The following is a 22,245-nucleotide window of genomic DNA, read 5'->3' as shown; positions in this document are numbered from 1 at the left end:
CAGTTACCACGGATCACACCGATCTGCCCAAGAGCCATTTTATATATTAGAGGAGAATGACTATGTCGTTGAAAAAGAATGTTGCCGTTTTTGGTGCCGGCAAAATTGGTAAATTGGTTGTCCACATGCTCTCTCAATCTGACGATTATCACGTCACAGTCATTGACTCTAATAAAAATGCTGCACAAATTGCAGCGACATCTCCTACAAGTGGAAAAATACTTAGAAATGTCGATTATGACACGGCTGATTTCATGTCACAAAGAGACATCGAGCGCGTCCTAACTGGTAAGGATTACATCTTAAGCTGCGCGCCTTTCTATTGCAATATTGGCATCGCTGAAGTTGCTAAAAAACTAAAAGTTCACTATTTAGATCTTACAGAAGATGTTAAAACGACTGCTAAAATTAAAGAATTGGCGAAAGATGCACAATGCGCTTTTATTCCGCAATGCGGATTAGCTCCAGGTTTTATTACAATTGTAACAAACCATCTAGCGCATCAATTTGACAAAGTGAATACCGTTAAAATGCGTGTTGGCGCATTGCCAATGTATCCCCACAACAGATTAAAATATAATTTAACCTGGAGCACAGAGGGCCTTATAAATGAATACTGCAATGCTTGCGAAATCATTTCCGATGGTAAACTAGAAGCTGTTCCAGCACTTGAAGGTTTAGAATTATTAAATATTGATGGCGAAGAATACGAAGCATTTAATACTTCAGGGGGGCTTGGTACTTTAGCTGAGAGCCTCGCAGGTAAAGTAACACATATGGATTACAAGTCTATTCGTTATCCTGGCCATAGGGATATTTTATGTACTTTATTGCACGATCTTAAATTTATTGATGATCGTGAAGGATTAAAAAAAGTTTTTGAAAGATCACTTCCCCACACCTCACAAGATGTTGTCATTATTTTTGTAACTGTAACTGGAGAAAAAGAAGGGCGCTTTACTCAACAAAGTTATGTTAAGAAAATATATCATGCAGAGATTGGTGGTGAGCATTGGGGTGCGATTCAAATAACAACTGCTGCTGGAATATGTTCCGTGCTTGATATTCATGCCACCGCTCAACTTCCTGCCAATGGATTTATCCGTCAAGAAGATATTTCTTATAACAAGTGTATAGGCAATCGCTTTGGAAAGTATTACTCTTAGAATGACAACGTCTCTTTGCTCTTTGAGATGTTGTCGTATCTCAAGGAGAGTTTTGAATGTTTCCAGAAAATTTAGATGATATTCCAGTATATGAGAAGATATTTTGTAACCGTTCTCTTAATATGAAATCTATAAAAGCAGTCGGCTTTGATATGGATTATACTCTCGCACTTTATAAGCCCGAAACTTTTGAAAAACTTGCTTACGAAGAGACTTTAAAAAAACTTATTGAAATGGGTTATCCAAAAGAAATTTCTAATTGGGAATTCGACCATACCTATATGATACGTGGGCTTATAATTGATAAAGTTCGTGGAAATATTCTCAAAATGGATAGACATCGTTATGTTAAAGTTGCATATCATGGCTTTCGCGAATTAACGCGTGATGAACGCCGCAAACTATACGATGTCGAAAATGTAATTATTTATGAAGAACCTAATTTTGCATTAATTGACACACTTTTTTCACTTGCAGAAGCATTTTTATTTGCACAGTTAGTCGAATACAAAGATAAAAGTTCAAAACTGCAAAATAAGACTTTCCAAGAATTTTATAACGATGTACGAAAATGTATTGATCTTTGCCACAGAGATGGAAGCATTAAGCACCGAGTCGCAGAAAATCCAGAAAAATATATAACTCTTGATCAACACTTGTCTACAATTTTAAAGGATTTACGTGCCTCAGGCAGAAAAGTATTTGTAGTAACAAATAGCCTTTGGGATTATACAAATGTTGTGATGAATTATTTGTTAGGAAATCACAAAAAAGATTTAAATCAAAATTGGACAAATTATTTTGACGTAATTATTACAGGATCTCAAAAACCTGCATTTTTTATGGCCAAAAATCCGCTTTATGAAGTTGATGTTAATTCAGGACATCTTATAAATACCGATCTCATTACTTTTAAAAAAAGTAACAAAGAATATCCTACAGTCTACCAAGGTGGACATTTTAAATTACTATATGACATTTTAGGAATTAAAACAGGATCAGAAATTCTTTATGTAGGCGATCATATTTATGGAGATATTTTAAGAAGTAAAAAAGAAATTGGTTGGCGCACAATGCTTGTCATTGAAGAACTTGAAAAAGAAATTATTTCATCCAATTCTCTAAAAGAGCAATATAGACTTTGTGACATATTAAATTCAAAAAAAGTCCATTTAGAGGCTGAGTTTGAAAGACTTCAACTTTTAGAAAAAGAAAATAAGAAATCTAAAAATAAAGATTCCATTGAAGATGATAAAAATGTAAAAAAAGTTGGATATGACCTTTTAAAGCTCAGAGAACTTGAAAAAAAAGAGATTAGAAATTACCACTTAAAACTACATCCAATTTGGGGAGAACTTATGAAAACAGGACGACAAAACTCTCGTTTTGCCGCCCAGGTTGAAACTTATGCATGTCTTTATACAAGCAAATTAACAAATTTACGTCATTATGGTTCACATAAAAATTTTAGAGCTGTACGCGATTTTATGCCACACGATTTAAATGAATAGCATCGCTTAAATATCTATTTATTATTTTGTACATTTTTTCCATTGCAATGCATAGGTTGTCTGCACATTTCCATCAACAGAGTCTGTTGTTAAATGAGAATATCCATTGGGATTATTTGCACCAACAGATGCAAGTAAAGAAGTATTGATATTCAATGCACGCATATCTCCACATGGAGACCAAACGACATCATTTACTCCTAAAGTATCGCTGATTGTATAATCGCCTTGTGTAGGGCCTGTAAATAATGTAAAGAGTCTCCCTTGTTGCAAGCTCCCTTGAAAATAATATAAGGACTGTTGCTTAGCAGTTGCACCTGCACTTAAATTATAAAAGCCGCGATAATCCATGCGGATAATTGAGTAAGACCAGCCTTGTGGGAATTCAAAGTTTACTATTATTTGACAATTTTTCCGATCTAAACCATTTGAACCTTTCGCACTCGCAACATACTCATCAAAAATCATAGTAAAAGACTTTAAATCAGGTGAAACAACTGCTCGAGCCGTACCTGCTGGACATCCTGTTCCTCCATAAGAAGGATTAGCTTGGCTATTAACAACGGGTGGAATTGTCACATAAGGTGGTGTTTCTGCAGACGCATTAAAAGCCATACCTAAAATAAATGCCGAACCTAAAAAACTAGCAATAAATTTCATAAAACTCTCCTAATAGGGTATTTGCACGTATGTACAAATTACGAAAAATTTTTTAAATATTTAGAAACTCAAACTTTATCTTATGGCATTTGATCTAACACATAAAGTAACAGTCAGCAAGAATATTTTTTAAAATTAATTTATTTTTATCTGGTTATTAATTTTTTTAATTAAGGAATTTTTATACGGCTATTAATTTATTGAGTAAGCTATTTTTTTGAATTTTTAATAATTGCAATACTTTTGTTTTATTTATAATTATTTCGTCATATTTTTTAAAAATATTCGAAATTTTATCTTGCATATCTAAATTTGGAATTCGAAATTTTAAATTCAATAAGTCTCTTTTATTAATTAATGGTATCGAGCTTTTTTGAGATAAATTAGCAAAATCTATTGTCAATAACAACTGATATAAAAATTCATAATTACAAAATTCCTCATTAGGAATAATACAAATAATATTATTATCAACCGCAGTATCACGCACTAGTAATCTACGCTTATTTAAATATAAACTTGCTCCTACTTTTGCAAAAACAATGGAGTTCTTTTTAAAAACTTTTGCTTTCATTTTATCAAGATCATCTTTATTAACCCAATATTTCGTATTTTTTATAAATTTTTCATTCCCAGGCAAATTAAAGTCATTTATCTTTACAAAAGGTATCTCTCCTTTTGTTTTGCCTTGAAATTCCTCCTTAAAAACATACCCCCCCTTTATACTACTAATCTCAGCTAATGATTTTTCTTTAAAATCTAGTGTTGAAGAATTTAAATTCATATTTAATAATTCAAATAGAATATATGTTTTATATGAATCCATATTGTCAATTAATTTAGAGCATAGTTCAATAGCATTGTCCCATATTGAAATAATATTTACAATTTTAATTTGTATTTGAATGGACGGAATTAGTATTTTTAAATTTTTAATTGATTTAACTGTAAGTTGCTTTTGCGCACTTCCAAAAGATAGTTTATCAATTTGATTTTTAATGTACTCTGAAGTTAAAAGTTTAAATAGAAAATCGGTATTTATTTTTTCATTCTCATTTCTAATAATAACCATTCCAGAATTAATACGTACAAATGGATACGGAACGTTCTCATTATAGTATGCCAGATGGCCAACCGTTCCGCGGGTTGAAAGTACGATATCATTTTTCTGTAATTGTCCCTTCAGCATTTTATTATGTTGTTCTTTTGAAATAAAATTGACTTCGTCAAAAATAAATCCATTTTTTGTAACATTTTTTGTATTTAAAAAAAGACAATACCCTTTTGCTTTTCTTTCATCAGCACAGGGATATTTGCTCCCTCTATCGCCATCTATTACTTTAATTGCAGAGTCTTTTAGTAGAAAGACATTACAATTTGATTTAATCATATTTAGTTCTCAGAGATACTTAAATATAAAAAAAATTTTCATATTTAAATTATCTATATTATAGTTTAAAACCCAATTCTATAAGTTGCCTATTCATAGCTGAGTGCGCTCCTGCACATTCTTTTTCAAGTTTATTGATTTCATGCTGAATTGAAATAATATCGATTTCGCAAGTATCTTTAGAGTTATTAACAAAATGACTGATGTTTAAATTAAAATCATTTTCTTCAATCTCTGAAAATGATGCATTATATGAGAAGCCTTTTATAGTTTCTCGCTTTTCATACGCTATCAAAATTTTCTCAATATCTTTTTGCCGCAGAGCATTTTTCTTTTTTTCACTATTAAATTCAAAACTAGCATCTATAAATAAGATTGAACTATTAGATTTATTTTTCTTGAAAATCAAAATAACAGCCGGAATAATTGTTCCATAAAATAAATTATCAGGCAAACCAATGACCGCATCTAGTAAATTTTCTTCGATCAGTTTTCTTCTTATTTTTTTTTCGGTTGAGCCTCTAAATAGAACTCCATGCGAAACGATCATCGCTATTCTTCCGCTTTTTTCATTCATCGATTCTATCATATGTGAAATAAATGCATAATCACCCTTTGACTTTGGCGGTAATCCCCTATGAAATCGATTGTAAATATCAGTTGATGCTTGTTCTATTCCCCATTTTTCAAGTGAAAATGGGGGATTTGCAACAAGCACATCAAATTTCATAATTTTATTATTTTTAACTAATTTTGGATTACGAATACTATCACACCATTCTATATGGGCATGCACAACATTATGCAAAAACATATTCATTTTTGCCAATGCATAGGTTTGTCCATTTATTTCTTGTCCATATAAGTGAAAATTATAAATCCCTTTTTTAACAAGTTGATTGGCGCATTTAATTAAAAGAGAGCCAGATCCACACGTTGGATCACAGATTGTTTCACCTTCTTTTAAATCAATAAGTTGTGCAATTAATTCAGAAACCTCTGACGGTGTATAAAACTCACCCGCCTTTTGACCCGCCCCTGCCGCAAATTTATAAATTAAATATTCATATGCGTTTCCAATTATATCTTGATTTCCAATTAGACATTGTCGTAAATTGAGCTTAGGGCTGTTAAAATCTTCTAATAAATTTTTTAAACGAAGATTGCGCTCTTTTGACTGTCCAAGCAAGGCTTCAGAATTGAAATCAATATTTCGGAAAACTCCAGTTAATTTTTCTTTATTTGCCTCTTCAACTTTATGGAAAACATTATTAATTATTTTCCCAATTTCTTTCGTGTTCCTTTGATCATAAATATCATTAAAATGGCATTTATTGGGCAAGATAAATCGTTCTAATTTTAATCGATTTTTTTTGAAATTGATTTCACTTAAAGTGTCTTCTTCAGTATCTTCATACTTCAATTCCCAAGAGTCAGAGATATATTTAAGAAACAACATAGGCAATAAATAATTCATGTATGTTGCTGAATTTAAAATCCCTCTAAATGTATCACAAGCTTTCCATAATATAGAGTTAATTTCTTCTTGTGTGACATATTTTACTTCTTTCATACAATCCCCAAATACAAATAAAACAAGTAATAATATTTTCTTATTTTAATTTATAATGGGAGCCTAGTTTTTAAATTGAAAAATAGCAACAAGTTTAATGTAAAAGGAAATCATTAATTCTGAGTTGTTAATTTTACACCCGTACTTTTTTGAAAAGCTATCCAAGCTAAATCAAGTGTTCCACGCGCATTTGCTAATTTTGCCCTTGCAGAAGTCTGATCATTTGATGAGCTAATTAAATCAGTTGCAGTCACTTGCCCATTATCAAACCTTGCTTTCATTTGTGCATAAACATCTTGAGCATATTGGACAGAAACAACTGCAGATTCTAAAACTTGAACAGAATCTTTCAATTGTAAATATGAATTTGTGATATCAATACGAGCCTGAGAGTTTAAATTTTCTAAATTATATTTTGCAGTTTGTTCTTGAGCGACTGCACCACTAATTTTTGCCTGACGCACTCCCCAATCAAATAATACCCAATTTAACTGGATACCATATGAGAAAGTATCTTGAATATCTTCTTTTTTATACGTTGTCCCAGTCTCATTGACAGTCACGTCTGCAGTTTGAAAATTTCTAGAATAATTTGCAATTAAGTTAAGAGTCGGCAAATAAGAGCTTATTGTTTGATACTTAGAATATTTTGCAGCGATAGCTGTTTCTTCAGCAGCTTTTAAATCAAATCTTTGCGTAAAAGCAGGAGAAAAAACATTTCCAAGATCAGGTATTTTTGCAGATTTGCTTTCAAAAACTGATTTTTCACCACTTTGTAATGTAATTGTTCTAAAATCTTTTATTCCAATAGCTTCTGCTAAAGTCAACATAGCAATTTTGTAAGTTGTCTGAGCTTGAATCAAAGTGCTTCTTGAGTTTTCTAAATTCAATTTAAATTTAAGAAGATCTGCATTTGTTAATTTTCCAGCATTGTATTGGGCTTCTGAATCACGCAACTCCTTTTCAGAAACCTGTAAAGAAGATTCTGCAGTTTTTAATAATTGATCTGCTTTTTGTGCATTAATAAAAGCACTTGCTCCATAGTAACGCGCTTCGACACGACTTTGGTTTTTATTTTGTATTGCAGCTCTTGCCTGAGCTGCAGTTGCCTGTACCGCTAAAAAAAGCGGTGCTAAACCAACCAAAGGCTGAGTGACATTTAATGTAGCTGTGGCAGTCGTTGTATCAGGAAAACCATATTGTGCGCCAAAAGTTGTACCAACAAGTTTATTTACGCTATCACTGTTTTTTAAGTAGGTGCCGCTTGCAGTTAAAGTTGGCAGCATACTTCTATATGCTACGTCGTATTGTGATTCACTTATATTTTCATTTTGTTGTGCAATTTTCGCACTAAATGAATATTGCTCAGACATTTCCATAGCATTTTCTAGAGACAATGATGTCGAAATTAAAGCGTGAGGATTATTATAATTTTGTTGCTGCGACAATATTTCTTCTGAAAATGCAACATCATTGATTCCAAAACTTAATAAATATATCATTGGGTAGCTAACAAATCGAATAGAAAAAATAGTCATAATTAACCTTCCAAACTTTAATAAATAAGTATTCACTTATTAACTCAAATTAGAAAGGCTTTCAAGGGTTAAAAAAATTCTTTCGACTCAGAGTCAATTAAAACATAAACCTTCTATTGGACTTCAGAAATTTTATTGGCATTTTGCATCGTTTCATCATGGGCTTTTACAGTTTTTTGTAAAGCCTCATAACTTCTGTGTGCTATTATCATATTCGTAAGGTTACGCATGGGATTTACGTTACTTCCCTCTAAATAACCTTGCGCTAAATCTCCTATTGGAGGTTTTAAATTATCGGGAGCACCGTTATGAATCCAAAGATTTTCACCAAGGCGTTCAAGTAATGTCATATCTTGGAATGAAACAACTTTTATTTTATCCACAAATTTTTTCCCAACATACACCTCACCTGTAGGCAAAATACTTAAATCTTTTCCCCCTAAACCTGTAATAGCTCCATTTTCTCCCTGCACAACTGCACCATTTTTTGTAATGAGTATCCCGTCGTTGCTTATGCTAAAGCCTCCATCACGTGTCAGTCTTTCCCCAAAAGGAGTCATAACCTCAAAAAAGCCGTCACCTTGAATGGCAATATCAGTTGAGTTTGAAGTCTTCCTAACAGGTCCTTGAGAGTGAGCCGTTTTAATTTCACTCAAAGTGACATAATTCATTTCATTTCCTTTTAATGGCCACAATTCTTGCATATTCAATTTAAAAGGTGCAGGAGGGTGAGGAAACGCATAACTTGGCCATGGATTTGCTTCTTGCTCTTGAAAAGAAATTTCATCCTCCTTAAAAGCTGTTGTATTTGTATTTGCCAAATTATTGGAAATAATTTCCATAACTCTTTCTTGAAGTATTCCACCAGATAATGGGGCATAGACATTTTTAAGCATAAAAATTTCCTATCATTTAATTAATTATGATGAATATTAGCTCATATGCCCAATTGACTGTGTGAATTTTTTGCACTTTTTAACAAAAGTTAATGTGAACAAAATTGCATAATAAGAACTTAATCTATTAGAATATATGCAATATTTAATTTGCTACCTAAAAATTTCATGCTAAGTCAAAATATTATTTCGCTCATTATATATATCTATTTTGAAAGTCATAGAAATGCAAAAATCTCCAAGTGCAAAATAAGTCTATTATTTACCAATTTGAAAACCATAACTTATTCAATCAAAGCATTTCAAATAGAAAATTTTAATTAAAATAAATTAATAATAACAAATAACATAATTAAAACAAATTTTAAATATTATATTAGTATTTAGATTAATTTAAATACTAATAACTACATTTTAAAGAGTAGCTATTAAAACTAATTTAAAAATAATCAGAAATATAAAATTTATTTATAAGATAATTTTTAAAAAAAACATTCAATATAATATTTGACAAAATAAAATACGATCGATAATGTACCGATAATCTTAAAATACATTTTATCCATATATTTTGTTTTTAAAAGTAAATATCATCATATACAAAAATAATATATTATATAAAGAGGCGCAAATGTTTAGTTCTCAAAGAATTCAGAAAGTAAAAAAATTAAACTCACAAAATTTAGAATCTCTTATTACTGACAATTGTTTAGTTTTAATTATTGAAGACTTTTATTCAAAAGAATCTTCTAAAATTCTTGCTGAGCAAATCTTAAAAAGCATTCATATTGAAAAATACACTCATGAATTAATCGAAGAAACAAAACTTGTCCAAAAATATTACGGAGTAGATAGAATAGGAAACCCATTTAATTCAACATATGGATTAAGCCCAGAAAATGAAACTGTAAATAAATACTATGAAGAAATAAATACTTCAAGAGAAAGACTTAGGAATTATTCCTATCCAGCAATAACACCAATAGATAAATTACGACTTGAACTTGATGAGCAATTTATTCATGGAGCAAATGTAGCAAACTTTCAAGGAAAAAAAATGCTTGCAGGAATTGCTCGAATAGCTAAAGAGAATTTATCTTATTTAAGTGCTGAACAGCCTCATTTTGATGCTTTACCAGAAAAATACTGTAAATTAGATGAACAATTTGCGGCTAATATTTATTTGAAAATACCTGACTCTGGAGGAGAACTCGAAATCTGGGACGTTCCGGCATGTAATCCACTTGCAGCAATTCCCGATGATTGGCGAGCTCATCTACCAAATTCAATAAAAATATCTCCTACAATTGGTGATTTAATTATATTTAACTCGAGAAAACCACATGCAATTTCTTCTTTTAGAGGAGAAGCAAGAATTAGTTTACAAACATTTATTGGTTACAAAAAAAACCATGCATTACAAATTTGGAATTAACAAGGATACGCTTTATGAAAAATGACTTTAATGAATCTATTAAAATAGTGTCTGATTGGATTACAACTTATAGAAAAGACATCGAAAAATATTCTGTTTTATCTGATGTTCAATTTGGCGATATTTTAAAAAAACTGCCAGAAATAGCTGAAGAACAAGCTGAACCATTTCAAAATATCTGGGAAGACTTTAACTCTATAATTATGCCGGGTATAACTCATTGGCAGCATCCAAAATTTTTTGGTTACTTTCCTTCAAATTCAAGTCCTCCTTCAATTCTTGCGGAAATGATAGTGGCATCTCTTGGAGTGCAAGGGATGAGCTGGATCACCTCACCCTCAGCAACGGAGCTTGAAATTCGTGTGATGGAATGGCTCCGTAATCTATTAGGTTTCTCAAACCAATTTTCAGGAGTTATACAAGACTCTGCTTCGAGCTCAACTTTAATTGCTATGATTGTTGCCCGAGAAAAAATTACAGATTTTATCTCCAATAAAAAAGGTCTTTCAAACGAAAAGCTAGTCGCATACTGTTCGAGCGAAGCACATTCTTCCCTTGATAAAGCAGCAAAAATTATAGGTATTGGGAGTGATAATTTAAGGAAAATATCGGTCAATGAAAATCAAGAAATGAATATTGAAGAATTAATTCATACCATAGAAGAAGATTTAAAAAAAGGAATGAAACCATTTTTTCTTAATGGCACTTTTGGTACAACTGGCTCTAATGCAATTGATCCTTTAAATAAAATTTCACAAATTTCAAAAAAATATGGGCTGTGGTTTCATGTTGATGCAGCCTATGCTGGGTCAGCATTAATTCTTCCAGAATTAAGACATCTTGCAAATGGTATTAATGAAGCAGATAGCATTGTTGTTAACCCACACAAATGGTTATTTACAACTTTTGATTGTTCCGCATTTTTTATTCGAAATAAAGATGCACTGATTAATACATTTTCAATTCTCCCCGAATATTTAAAAACCAATGATACAAAGGAAGTTATAAATTATAGAGACTGGGGTATGGGATTGGGAAGACGATTTCGCAGTTTAAAACTTTGGTTTGTTATTCGCTGGTACGGTAAGCAGGGATTACAAAATTTAATTCGTTCCCATATAGATATGGGTAAAAAGTTTGAAAGCTTTGTCAAAAATGATGATCGATTTGAAGTTGTTGCTCAAAGGCATTTTAATCATGTCTGCTTTCGCTTAAAAGGCAGTAATGAAGAAAATACAAAACTTTTAAATAAAATAAATAAATCAGGGAAAATGTTTTTGACACATACAAAATTAAATGGAAAAATTGTTTTGCGCATTGTTCTTGCACAAACAAGCTTAAAAGAAGAACATGTTATCGAATCTTGGAATGAAATTTTAGATATGCTTTAAAAATATCTATTAATTCTTATTTTTAAAATTTGAATGCACTAAAAAAGGTATTAAACGATGCAAAAATCAGAATTTAGTTACAGCTTGCTTAATGATCTATATTTTAATCAAGCCGTCCAATGTATTACACAAGTTTTTAGTTCGCACGAGCCAATGGGAAAGCATTTAAAAATAACCAAAGAAGAATTACAACCATTTATTGAACAACTTTTAATGCATGCTTTTAAACAAAAACTATCTTGGATTGCCATTGATAATTCAAGCGAAAAGCTAGCAGCTGTTAGAATTCATACAGATGTATATGATGATTTTGAATATCATCCCAAAACTGAAAAATTAAAAATAATTTTTCAGTTACTGAATTCTTTGTATGAAAATCATGAATATTTACTGAATGCGCCTAAAAATACCATGTCCCATACTTGGATGACGGCAGTTCAGCCTGAATTTCAACGAAAAGGATTATTAAAAAATCTTTATCGACTCTGTTCGCATAATGCAAAATTAAAAGGCTTTCAATACTGTGTTGGAGAAGCTACAAATGTCCATAATTTAAAATTTTTAAATGAAGAAGCAAAATGTTCAAATTTCAATAAAATTGAATATAAAAAATTTAAATACAACGAATCTTTTCCATTTTCTGATATTGAAGAGCATCTTGAATGTACATTATATTACTATCCATTAATGTCGTATCCTGAACTTAATAATTGGTTGTAATAATTCCTCCATTTTTATTATTTAAATTTATTTTCTATTTATATTATTATTTAAGTTTCCACTATAAATCATAAACATTCTAAAGTTATTAAAAATTATTTTTAAATTTATTGACAAATTAAATTCTAAAATATATTTTCCATATTAGGGCCTGTTGAACATTTAGTTTGAAATGAAGTAGCAAAGTTTTCTTAAAAGGTATGAATGCCTTAAAATAAAGTCTTTTATGACAAATTGCAAAAATATATTTTTTAGCAAATGTATTTTAGAATTAAATTAATTTTAGTCTTATAGGAGGTAATGTACGCAACGCAAAAATTGCTCCAGAATTTATTTCAATGAGTAAAGCTGAAATCCTTATTGGAGATAAAGGTTGCTATAGTTAATCTATACACCAACAAAGCCCTGATAAAGGTTTCACAGCAAATATCTCAAATAAAAACTACATAAACAAAATCAATAATTTTAATAAAGAACTATTCAATGCAAAACATTTGATAGAAATTTATTTTACCATTTAAAACAATTAAGTGGTCTTGCTACCCGCTTCAATAAATTGTCAACAGACCCCAAATTTTAATATGACAATTCATGAAAGGGTAATAATAATGAAATTATATTTACAAGCTAAAATATTATTTTCTATGCTTCTCACATCTACTTCTGCTTATGCTGAAAACTCTAAGCAGCTTGATCCAAACCAGGGAATTATTCCATCTGTCCCAGGATATTATCCTGAAACAGATGGGTTTTGGGGAGACTGGGGCTTTTATGATAAATGTCCTTTAGGGCAATATGTAGATGGCTATACTTTATTATCAGAAGAAGAACAAATTAATAGCGATGATACGACATTAAATGGCATAATTCTTCATTGTTCAGGTGGCGCAAGAGCAACAAGTTCAATATCAAAATGGGGATCTTGGATTAAACCAGCTTATTGCCATGGCCCTGCAAAAGGATTCGCAATTCAAATTGAACCTCAACAAGGTGACGACGACGATACGGCAGCCAATGATTTTATGTTAGTTTGCAATGACAGTTCGATTGCACACGCTGAAACTAGAACACACTGGGGTAATTGGAGTAACATTTATTACTGTCCGACAGGACAAGTCATTCAGGGACTTATTACAAGAGTTGAAAGGCAGAGATATAATGGTGATGACACTGCTTTAAATGGGGTACGAATGATCTGTGGTCAGCCATAAAACAACTTAAATAGAACTTTTCCTTTTTCAAGCTCTTTATGGGGATAAGTATCTGGGTGAGTAAACCAGGGGAATTGCACCCCTAGTTTCTCTCAGAACCGTAAGTGAATCTCTCGATTCATACGACTCCTATTGTTCAGTCATTAATTAAATTCCTTTAGCGTTTTTCCAATGCTCAAATAATATAGAATTTTGCTTTTGCATTCTTCTAATTAAATCTCTTGCTCTGGAATAACTTCTATTTAATTTCTTGAATTTTCTTCTTGCCCATCTTACGAGAGCAAAATTAACTGCACGAGAAATAGTATGAATTGCTAAAGAACCATGAAATTTACAGTAATAGTTAAGCCATCCACGTAACACTGGATTAATTGAACAAGCAATCTCTTCAATTTTTGCATGACTTAATAAATGGATTTTCCAATTACGTATCCGCCCTTGGATTATCTTTCTTACCTTGTCACCAATTGCAGGAGTGAAAGAAGTCATTATGTTTCCATATTTTGTTTTCACCATTCTTGGACGAAAAGTATACCCTAGAAAATCAAAAGCCGTTACTTTATAAGTTCCATTTCTCCAATTATCTTTACAGTATACTATTTTCGTTTTAGTTGGGTGTAAATCTAGGAAACACTCTGATAGCCGTTTCCTTACTGCGGAAAGAATTATATTAGCTTGTTTTTCTGATATGCAGTGAATTATGAGGTCATCTGCGTATCTTGCAAATAGAACTCTTGGAAAATGAATTTCCATCCATTTATCAAAAGCATAATGCATGAATAAATTAGAAATCAATGGACTAATTACTCCACCCTGAGGCGTGCCTTTAGTTCTTTCTATTCTCAATCCATCATTATCTTCCAATGGGCTTTTTAACCATCTTTCGATATAAAGCAGTATCCATTTGCAATCCGTGTGTTTCTTTAAAGCTTTCATGAGCAATTCATGATTCATATTATCAAAGAAAACCTTAATATCCAGATCTATAACCCAATCAAATTTCCAGCATCTTTCACGAGTTTTACCAACTGCATCTAATGCTGATTTATTTGGTCTGTAGCCATAAGAGTCAGGATGAAATGTACAAATTGTCTTTGAGATTTGCTTCAAAGTCTTCTATAGATTGTTTATCAATACCATGTGCTCCATGATTTTCTTTTACATTTTTCCACGCCTCCCATACATTGACTTCTGACCTATGAAATTTTATAAGTTGACTTCACGGATTGACTTTATGTTCAGAAGTGAGCTGCACGAAAATACAAAGAGTCAAAGATGGCGGAGTGAACTAAAGTCACTTTAGTTGAACAAGAATTTCTCTCAAGTTCAAATAAAGAACGGGGATGTGCACGGTTGCGCACTGAAGTTATTTCAGACCTAGCACAACAGAAATCAGTTCCTTGGAGTTTGGCAAATTTTGCTGCAAAAAAGCTTAATATTTCACGTAGACAAGTTTATACCTTAATCAATGGTTATAGACAGGATGAAGGTTTAGTAACAGAAATGCTTGTAAAAAAATCGCATGGTGGAAAAGGTAAAAGTCTTTTACCTGAAGCAATTGATCAAATTATTCAAGATGTCTTAAAATCACATTATCTTAACAAACAAAAATATTCTGATACAGTTGTTTGGAATGAAATTGATCAACGCTGCCTCAAACAAAATTTAACAGTGGGCTAAAAGAATTAAAAGAAAACGGTATTTATGATTCTCTTAAGAAAAAATGGGGAATACAGAATAATTGAAATTATCTGTATCTGAGTTATTTGGGTCCGTGGCATTTAATTTGGGCCGGACTTATTTACCACTGGGTCTGAGGTGGATTAATGTGGGCCGATGGAAAATATTCAAGGTGGTTTAATTTGGGCCAGACTACTCCACAATTCGGTCCTGACGATTTTCCAAGGTGGGTCGCTACATCTTACTCTATATCGGGAGCCCATTGCGGGAAATCTGCACGATGGGTTCTGCGGAGGGGGAATTTCTGGTAACGGGGATTCTCTACTCACCTTACTCTTAAAAAACACTTTTTTCATTTGACAGATATTAAACTTTCTAATATAAAAATTAAATAATTTATTAGCTTTCTTTGATACATAAAAAATATAGTCTATAACAAGCAATGAGGAGAAAGTATGAGCAATGAAATAATGGTTTTAGATAACGTCAATACTTTACGTGCAGAGCTAAATAAAATACCTAGAGCAAGACTTCAATTTTCTAAAGTTATTTTAGATTTTTTCGACTCTTATAATATTAGTTTAAGTGGAGATCTTTTAGGTCAGTTGACTATTGCTACATGTAAAGAAATTGTTTCTGATGAAGAGGAACTCAATACTTCTTGGACAAATTAAATATGAGCCCTTTAAGTTCAATACTTGAAGGAGGATTTAAAGAGGTTGCAAAATCAATTTATACTGCTGAATTGATTTCAAAAAATCATTGCAACGATCTTCTTTTAGAAGTTTGTGATTCTCAACTTTGGTACCAAGCTAAAATAGCTACCGCAAAAAAAGATAATGATGGATTAAATAAAATAATTACAATCGTTGATACAAATATACGAAATGCGAATTGTATAAGGCTTGCGGATTTAAATTTAAGCGACATTCCTAAATCCATCCAATGTTTAAAACATGTTCAAAGAATAGTTGGTGATTTTGCAAGTTCTGAGTTTGGGTTAATTTTCAATGAATTTGGCGATGCTGAAGTTGTTCGCTATAGTGAAGGAGGAATGTTTAAGCCTCATACTGATGCACATAGAGAAAATTCTCATCGAGCATTTACAATTATCGTTTATTTAAATGAAGATTTTATAGGTGGAGAAACGTATTTTCCTAATTTAGATTATAAATGCATTCCCAAATCTGGACTTGTATTGCTTTTTCTATCAAATGAATTGCATTCAAGTCTGCCGATAATAGAAGGAAAAAAAAATATTATTGTTTTTTGGGGTTTTTATCCTGGCTCCATAGGCAGAAAAAATATAAAGAACTTCCCATAAATAAAACGATTCCTTTCTACTTGTTTCTTTATCATATGAAAAAACAATTAAAGCAAAATTATATTTTAAATATTTTGAAGGAGTCAAATTGAATTGGATTAATTCATCACATATTCATACAATTGCACCTAGACAAATGTTAGAGGGTATGAGAACCAACCTATTGCCATGGTTTGGACAAAATGATTTTGAAAATTGGTTGAATATTGTTAGTACAATACCTAACTGTGGTCGATTATTTTTAGAAATTCATCCTTTTTCCCCTACATCTAGGTGCGATATCATTACAAGTATTTTGGCTTCTGATTGTTCGTTATCAGCATGGCTGGATGCTCCTGTCTCTAGTAGCAGTATTATTTGGGAAAAGACATCCTCTATTTTACGAAGGTGGCAGAAACAAATATGCTCTCAAAAAGGTAATTTGCGATCAATGTGTTTTATGATGTGGTTGGAATTTGATTTATTCGCTCAGCAATATAATCTTGGAGATCCTTCAATATTTATTGCTCTTACTCCAAAAGATAATATTCAGGAACTTGCTGAAGAAATAAGTGCTTACCCTGAATTACACAGTGCTGTTTTAAATTTCCTGAGTGCAATTAAAAAAAGGACAAAACTATATGAAAGGGTTGTACAACTTAATCCTATAACATTAGGGCATATAGGTTATATGGCTTCACGCCAAAATAAAAATGGTATTCTTCCATTAAGAAGTTGCTGGCGCTGCGATGATATTGAACATTTTTATCAGATATTATTAATTTCTGGTATCCAGTTTGATAAATCCTTGTTGCTTAATGAATTGATTTGGCTAGAAAACATCAAAGAGTATATTAACTCTTTGATGCTTCATCTAGATAATTATGATATCTTTGAAGCTGATTTTTCATTGGAGGTAAATGTAGTTAATTCACAAATACATTTATCTGAAAAAAGAGAAAATGCAATTTTGCAAGCAATAATTAACCTTGGCTTTTTGTCTAGCGAACAAAAACAAGTTCTAATGAATTTTAGTAATCGCTATTCATTAGGAAATGATCAAATATTTTATTGCTCTCTTCATCATTTTAAAATCAAATTCTCTAACTCAAAAATTCAAGAAATAAAATGTTATTGGTTAATTAGAACAGTTGATATTAAGCCTATGCCGCAAAATAAAATCAGAAAAGATATGCCAGAGGTTTATTTTTGAACGGATCTATTTCAAGAAAACAGAAGAGAGTAGTGATTAATTTTTGGGTAAGCAGCTACCTAATGTAGAATAGAACTACATCACTTTCGGTAACAAATTAGTCTTAGCAACTGAGCCTTTGAAGGAGTCAAATTGAATTGGATTAATTCATCACATATTCATACACTTGCACCTAGACAAATGTTAGAGGGTATGAGAACCAACCTATTGCCATGGTTTGGACAAAATGATTTTGAAAATTGGTTGAATATTGTTAGTACAATACCTAACTGTGGTCGATTATTTTTAGAAATTCATCCTTTTTCCCCTACATCTAGGTGCGATATCATTACTAGTATTTTGGCTTCTGATAGTTCGTTATCAGCATGGTTGGATGCTCCTGTCTCTAGTAGCAGTATTATTTGGGAAAAGACATCTTCTATTTTACGAAGGTGGCAGAAACAAATATGCTCTCAAAAAGGTAATTTGCGATCAATGTGTTTTATGATGGGGTTGGAATTTGATTTATTCGCTCAGCAAAATAATCTTGGAGATCCTTCCATATTGTTTACTCTTACTCCAAAAGATAATATTCAGGAACTTGCTGAAGAAATAAGTGATTACCCTGAATTACACAGTGCTGTTTTAAATTTCCTGAGTGCAATTAAAAAAAAGACAAAACTATATGAAAGGGTTGTACAACTTAATCCTATAACATTAGGGCATATAGGTTATATGGCTTCACGCCAAAATAAAAATGATATTCTTCCATTAAGAAGTTGCTGGCGCTGCGATGATATTGAACATTTTTATCAGATATTATTAATTTCTGGTATCCAGTTTGATAAATCCTTGTTGCTTAATGAATTAATTTGGCTAGAAAACATCAAAGAGTATATTAATTCTTTTATGCTTCATCTAGATAATTATGATATCTTTGAAGCTGATTTTTCATTGGAGGTAAATGTAGTTAATTCACAAATGCATTTATCTGAAAAAAGAGAAAATGCAATTTTGCAAGCAATAATTAACCTTGGCTTTTTGTCTAGCGAACAAAAACATGTTCTAATGAATTTTAGTAATCGATATTCATTAGGAAATGATCAAATATTTTATTGCTCTCTTCATCATTTTAAAATCAAATTCTCTAACTCAAAAATTCAAGAAATAAAATGTTATTGGTTAATTAGAACAGTTGATATTAGGCCTATGCCGCAAAATAAAATCAGAAAAGATATGCCAGAGGTTTATGTTTGAACGGATCTATTTCAAGAAAACAGAAGAGAGTAGTGATTAATTTTTGGGTAAGCGGCTACCTAATGTAGAATAGTACTACATGGTGTGATCCCCGAAAAGTGGACGGTTAAATTTCATAATTTTCTTCATATTCTAAAGACGCAAGTTAATCAAGAGCAGAGTGCGCACGAATTCGATTATAAAACACCTCAACATATTCTATAATCGAAGATTTTACTTCTTTTCTGGTAATAAAATTGCAGCGATGCACTAATTCCTTTTTCAAAGTGGAAAAAAATGTTTCTTTAATGGAATTTTCATAACAGCTATTACTCATACTTTGATGAAAATTATTTAATTTTAAATAATTTCTAACTTCTTTGCTTGAGTACTGTGATCCTTTATCACTATGAAAAATAATTCCTTTTGGAAAATGAGATCTTTTTTTGTATGCCATGTTCAATGAATTCAAAACAATTTCTCTTTTTAAATTATCTTGCATGCTCTAACCAATTATTGCTCTTGGATAAGCATCCAATATTATGCACAAATAAACCCAGCCCTCTTTCGTTGAAATATAAGTAATATCTAGTCCAAAGTTGATTTGGCTTGTAGGAGGTAAAGTCTCCTGAAATTAAATTCGGAAAATGTATTGCTTGTCTATCAATCTTTGTTGTTGTTCTAAATTTGGGTTTACCTACCCCATTAATATTTAGATTTTTCATAATTTTAGATACACGTTTTTTGCCGACTTTAATAAATGATTTTTTAAGAGTAGATAAAATGAGCGACCTTCCATATGTACCCCTTGAAGAAGTATGTATTTTTTTTATTTCTTCTTCAAGACTATAATTAAGGTGATAATTTTTATCTTTACACTCAAACCATTTATAAAATCCACTCTTAGAAATACACATCACTTTACAAAGTAAAAAGACAGGATAATTTTCATTCTCCAGCAATATAAACTCGAATTTTAATCGAGTTGCTTTGCGATGAAGGTTGCCGCCTTTTTTAGGATTTCATTTTCCTTTTTTAAAAGATTGTTTTTCGCTGTAGTTTTCTCAACTCGTCAGGATTTTTCTTTAAATTTGAATTATCCTTTTCACTATTAGATCGCTTCCAGCTATTCAAAGTGGAGTAGGAAACCCCAAACTCCCTAGCTATCTAAGCCATGCATTTAGGACTATTTTCTAAGAATTCAAGGACTTGATTTTTAAACTCAAGAGAATATTGACTTTTAACTGATTTCTTCTTTACCATTGGACAACCCTTCTGCATGAACGCCTAAGTTCATAGCATATTGACCACTAAAAGGAATCACTTTAACCAGCTGCTACCCCAATTGAAATAACAAATATTTATTATTTTTAATATTTTCTTTATTCATATAGACCTAATTTATTTAAAATAGGGTTATTAAAAAAAGACTTATTTCACATAAAAATATATATCGACTCTCTCATTTCAATAAATAATTTCTTAAATTTTCAACAATTACTTATATCTATTTTTATATTGTCGAGATACTCCCAATTTTTTCGCTAATTCAATTTGAGACACTTCATCGCACTGCATATATCTATATTTCTTTTAATTTATACTCTTTCCCAATGTAAAATTGCAGCACCAAAATCACCTCTGCCAGTAAGCACTAGATTATTTCCATCAAGAGTGTATTCACGTTCCATTATTTTACCAATTCTAGAAAAAGAGCTTGCATTCATAACAGAATGACGGATTTTATCTTTATCAATTTCATATGTTCCTGAATAACATAAGATTGAATCAATAAATTCACTTTCACTTTCAAAATTAGAATTAATATTAACACTGACGTATCCGTCAATAGTATATAAAAGTATACCATGTGAATTTTCTCGCCATTTACGAATGCCAGAATTATTTTTTATATTAAATTTTTTAAGCATCCAAGTTCCTACAATTTTTTGCTTCATTGACACACTTTCTATATCGATTAAAAAAATATGTTTTTAATCTAGATAACAGCTAATTTTAAATCTTTATTTAATTTCATTCTACAGCTTTCTCAATTATACAACTAAGGTATCCCTTCATTTGCAGAAGGGAGGGCGCTATTCTTAAATACGCTTAAATAGTAAATAATAGTAAAAATTGAAAAGCTTAAAACAATAAGAGCAAAAGGTAAGAATGTGCCATTTTCTACAAAGCCCATGAGAGCTGTTCCCAAGGATGCCGCCGTGAGCTGTGCAGAGCCCAAGGTTCCAGTAACAAGACCTGAATTTTTTGGGAAAAGAGCAATGGCATTGGCAGATGAAAATGGCATTAAAAGCCCATTTCCAATTGTAATTACAAAAATTGGGATCATAAGACCAAGCATATGTTGCCAAGCAGAAAAATACATAAATAGAAAAAGAATGCCGCCCATGGCACTTAATAATAAACCTAAAAATATAATTTGCAAACTGCTTCGAGTTAATGAAAGTCTTCTCCCTAATAGAGATGCAAACATATATGGAAATGATGCAAGGCAAAAAGCATAACCAACAGCAGATGGAGAATATCCAAATTTCTTTAAAAGAAAAGGTGCTCCAGCAAGAAATGAAAAATATGTTGCATTTGAGGTCATCATAAATAAAGCAAAACCAAAGAATTTTTTATCCTTCAGCATTTTTATAAATATTTTTACATCAAAAGCTGCTTTTTTAATTTGAAGATTTTCTTTATATTTTGCTTTATTAGGTATGATTGGAGTTAATAACATAATTAAAATTATGAATCCATATACAACGAGTAATAAAAAAATAGCTCTCCAATCGAAAAGCATTTCAACATATCCCCCAAGGACAGGGGCAATTGCAGGAGAAAAAGCAACGAGTGGAATTGTTATAGAAAGAATACGACCTGTTTCTTTTGCACCATAAGTATCTGCAACCATTGCTTGTCCAATAGACATCCCCGCGCAGGCTCCAATAGCCTGTAAGCAACGATAAAAAATGAGTTCATTAATAGATGCTGCATAAAAGCAACCAACCGAAGATATAATAAATATAAGAATACAAATAAATAATACTTTTTTTCTACCATATTTATCGGATAGTGAGCCAGAAAATATTTGAAACACAGCCATAGTTAATAGAAACAAGCTCATTGTCAATTGAACATAGGCTGCATCTTTTTTAAAATAATCCGCAATTGCTGGCAAAGATGGCAAATAAATATCAGAGGCAACAAACCCTATTGCGCAAATAAAAATAATACATGAGACAAAAAAAACTGTCCTTAATTTTCCCCAACAATCACCTATCGCTTGATTTGCAACTTCATTTTCCATTTAAAAATAATCCCTTTTCAAATTTAC

At 31.4% G+C, this 22,245-nt stretch carries 21 protein-coding genes; 11 read left to right on the top strand and 10 right to left on the bottom strand.

The genetic code is table 11. From position 1 onward, the window contains the following. Positions 1-62: 62 nt before the first annotated feature. Positions 63-1,166, top strand: a complete 1,104-nt coding sequence (locus GCL57_RS11840; RefSeq protein ID WP_152213561.1) for a saccharopine dehydrogenase family protein — start codon at positions 63-65, stop codon at positions 1,164-1,166. A 56-nt stretch (positions 1,167-1,222) separates the two neighbouring features. Then, the gene (locus GCL57_RS11835; RefSeq protein WP_152213560.1) at positions 1,223-2,677 is read left to right on the top strand and encodes an HAD-IG family 5'-nucleotidase; all 1,455 of its coding nucleotides are present in this window, start codon (positions 1,223-1,225) and stop codon (positions 2,675-2,677) included. Positions 2,678-2,698: 21 nt separating this feature from the next. Here the strand turns inward: GCL57_RS11835 and GCL57_RS11830 are convergent, their stop codons facing one another. From GCL57_RS11830 to GCL57_RS11810, 5 genes are all read right to left on the bottom strand, one after another. Further along, positions 2,699-3,337, bottom strand: coding sequence for a DUF4360 domain-containing protein (locus GCL57_RS11830; protein WP_152213559.1), 639 nt, complete (start codon positions 3,335-3,337; stop codon positions 2,699-2,701). Positions 3,338-3,518: 181 nt separating this feature from the next. Further along, positions 3,519-4,727: a restriction endonuclease subunit S gene (locus tag GCL57_RS11825; RefSeq protein WP_152213558.1), complete on the bottom strand. Its 1,209-nt coding sequence runs from the start codon at positions 4,725-4,727 to the stop codon at positions 3,519-3,521. A gap of 58 nt (positions 4,728-4,785) precedes the next feature. Beyond that, on the bottom strand, positions 4,786-6,300 hold the full coding sequence (locus GCL57_RS11820; protein ID WP_152213557.1) for a type I restriction-modification system subunit M: 1,515 nt from the start codon (positions 6,298-6,300) through the stop codon (positions 4,786-4,788). 113 nt (positions 6,301-6,413) lie between these two features. Then, positions 6,414-7,838, bottom strand: coding sequence for a TolC family protein (locus GCL57_RS11815; protein ID WP_152213556.1), 1,425 nt, complete (start codon positions 7,836-7,838; stop codon positions 6,414-6,416). Between the two features lie 113 nt (positions 7,839-7,951). Next, on the bottom strand, positions 7,952-8,734 hold the full coding sequence (locus tag GCL57_RS11810; RefSeq protein WP_152213555.1) for a flagellar hook-basal body protein: 783 nt from the start codon (positions 8,732-8,734) through the stop codon (positions 7,952-7,954). Between the two features lie 631 nt (positions 8,735-9,365). Here GCL57_RS11810 and GCL57_RS11805 point away from each other — a divergent pair. The 4 genes from GCL57_RS11805 (at position 9,366) to GCL57_RS11790 (ending at position 13,491) form a co-directional block, all read left to right on the top strand. Beyond that, positions 9,366-10,169, top strand: a complete 804-nt coding sequence (locus GCL57_RS11805; RefSeq protein WP_152213554.1) for a 2OG-Fe(II) oxygenase — start codon at positions 9,366-9,368, stop codon at positions 10,167-10,169. Between the two features lie 14 nt (positions 10,170-10,183). Continuing rightward, entirely contained in the window at positions 10,184-11,560 is a 1,377-nt protein-coding gene (locus GCL57_RS11800) for a pyridoxal phosphate-dependent decarboxylase family protein (RefSeq protein WP_152213553.1), read from the top strand. Between the two features lie 57 nt (positions 11,561-11,617). Then, on the top strand, positions 11,618-12,280 hold the full coding sequence (locus tag GCL57_RS11795) for a hypothetical protein (RefSeq protein WP_152213552.1): 663 nt from the start codon (positions 11,618-11,620) through the stop codon (positions 12,278-12,280). A gap of 608 nt (positions 12,281-12,888) precedes the next feature. After that, complete coding sequence (locus GCL57_RS11790) at positions 12,889-13,491, top strand: hypothetical protein (RefSeq protein ID WP_161597737.1); 603 nt, start codon at positions 12,889-12,891, stop codon at positions 13,489-13,491. A gap of 147 nt (positions 13,492-13,638) precedes the next feature. Here GCL57_RS11790 and GCL57_RS11785 read toward each other — a convergent pair whose 3' ends face one another. After that, positions 13,639-14,601 carry a reverse transcriptase domain-containing protein gene (locus GCL57_RS11785; RefSeq protein WP_211363258.1) on the bottom strand — a complete coding sequence of 321 codons (963 nt, stop codon included), beginning with the start codon at positions 14,599-14,601 and terminating at the stop codon, positions 13,639-13,641. Positions 14,602-14,844: 243 nt separating this feature from the next. On the opposite strand from GCL57_RS11785, the gene GCL57_RS11780 reads away from it, so the two are divergent. The 5 genes from GCL57_RS11780 (at position 14,845) to GCL57_RS11760 (ending at position 18,923) form a co-directional block, all read left to right on the top strand. After that, positions 14,845-15,171, top strand: coding sequence for a helix-turn-helix domain-containing protein (locus GCL57_RS11780; RefSeq protein WP_152213550.1), 327 nt, complete (start codon positions 14,845-14,847; stop codon positions 15,169-15,171). 455 nt (positions 15,172-15,626) lie between these two features. Further along, positions 15,627-15,845 (top strand): hypothetical protein, encoded by a 219-nt coding sequence (locus GCL57_RS11775; protein WP_152213549.1) that lies wholly within the window; start codon positions 15,627-15,629, stop codon positions 15,843-15,845. Then, on the top strand, positions 15,833-16,495 hold the full coding sequence (locus GCL57_RS11770; RefSeq protein ID WP_161597736.1) for a 2OG-Fe(II) oxygenase: 663 nt from the start codon (positions 15,833-15,835) through the stop codon (positions 16,493-16,495). Before GCL57_RS11775 ends, GCL57_RS11770 begins: the two co-directional genes overlap by 13 nt. Before the next feature lie 88 nt (positions 16,496-16,583). Then, complete coding sequence (locus tag GCL57_RS11765) at positions 16,584-17,687, top strand: hypothetical protein (RefSeq protein WP_152213547.1); 1,104 nt, start codon at positions 16,584-16,586, stop codon at positions 17,685-17,687. A gap of 132 nt (positions 17,688-17,819) precedes the next feature. Continuing rightward, positions 17,820-18,923 (top strand): hypothetical protein, encoded by a 1,104-nt coding sequence (locus GCL57_RS11760; protein WP_152213546.1) that lies wholly within the window; start codon positions 17,820-17,822, stop codon positions 18,921-18,923. A gap of 145 nt (positions 18,924-19,068) precedes the next feature. On the opposite strand, the gene GCL57_RS11755 is transcribed toward GCL57_RS11760, so the two are convergent. From GCL57_RS11755 to GCL57_RS11740, 4 genes are all read right to left on the bottom strand, one after another. Beyond that, complete coding sequence (locus GCL57_RS11755) at positions 19,069-19,404, bottom strand: IS3 family transposase (protein WP_152213545.1); 336 nt, start codon at positions 19,402-19,404, stop codon at positions 19,069-19,071. Further along, positions 19,394-19,864, bottom strand: coding sequence for an IS3 family transposase (locus GCL57_RS11750; RefSeq protein WP_152213544.1), 471 nt, complete (start codon positions 19,862-19,864; stop codon positions 19,394-19,396). Before GCL57_RS11750 ends, GCL57_RS11755 begins: the two co-directional genes overlap by 11 nt. Before the next feature lie 636 nt (positions 19,865-20,500). Beyond that, the gene (locus GCL57_RS11745; RefSeq protein WP_152213543.1) at positions 20,501-20,860 is read right to left on the bottom strand and encodes a lipocalin-like domain-containing protein; all 360 of its coding nucleotides are present in this window, start codon (positions 20,858-20,860) and stop codon (positions 20,501-20,503) included. A gap of 104 nt (positions 20,861-20,964) precedes the next feature. Then, a complete protein-coding gene (locus GCL57_RS11740) occupies positions 20,965-22,218 on the bottom strand; it encodes a multidrug effflux MFS transporter (protein WP_152213542.1) in 1,254 nt (417 codons plus the stop codon). Between the last annotated feature and the right edge of the window lie 27 nt (positions 22,219-22,245).

The organism is Fluviispira multicolorata (assembly GCF_009208585.1).
Classification (GTDB): domain Bacteria; phylum Bdellovibrionota_B; class Oligoflexia; order Silvanigrellales; family Silvanigrellaceae; genus Silvanigrella; species Silvanigrella multicolorata.
This window is presented reverse-complemented; position numbering and strand designations above follow the sequence as displayed.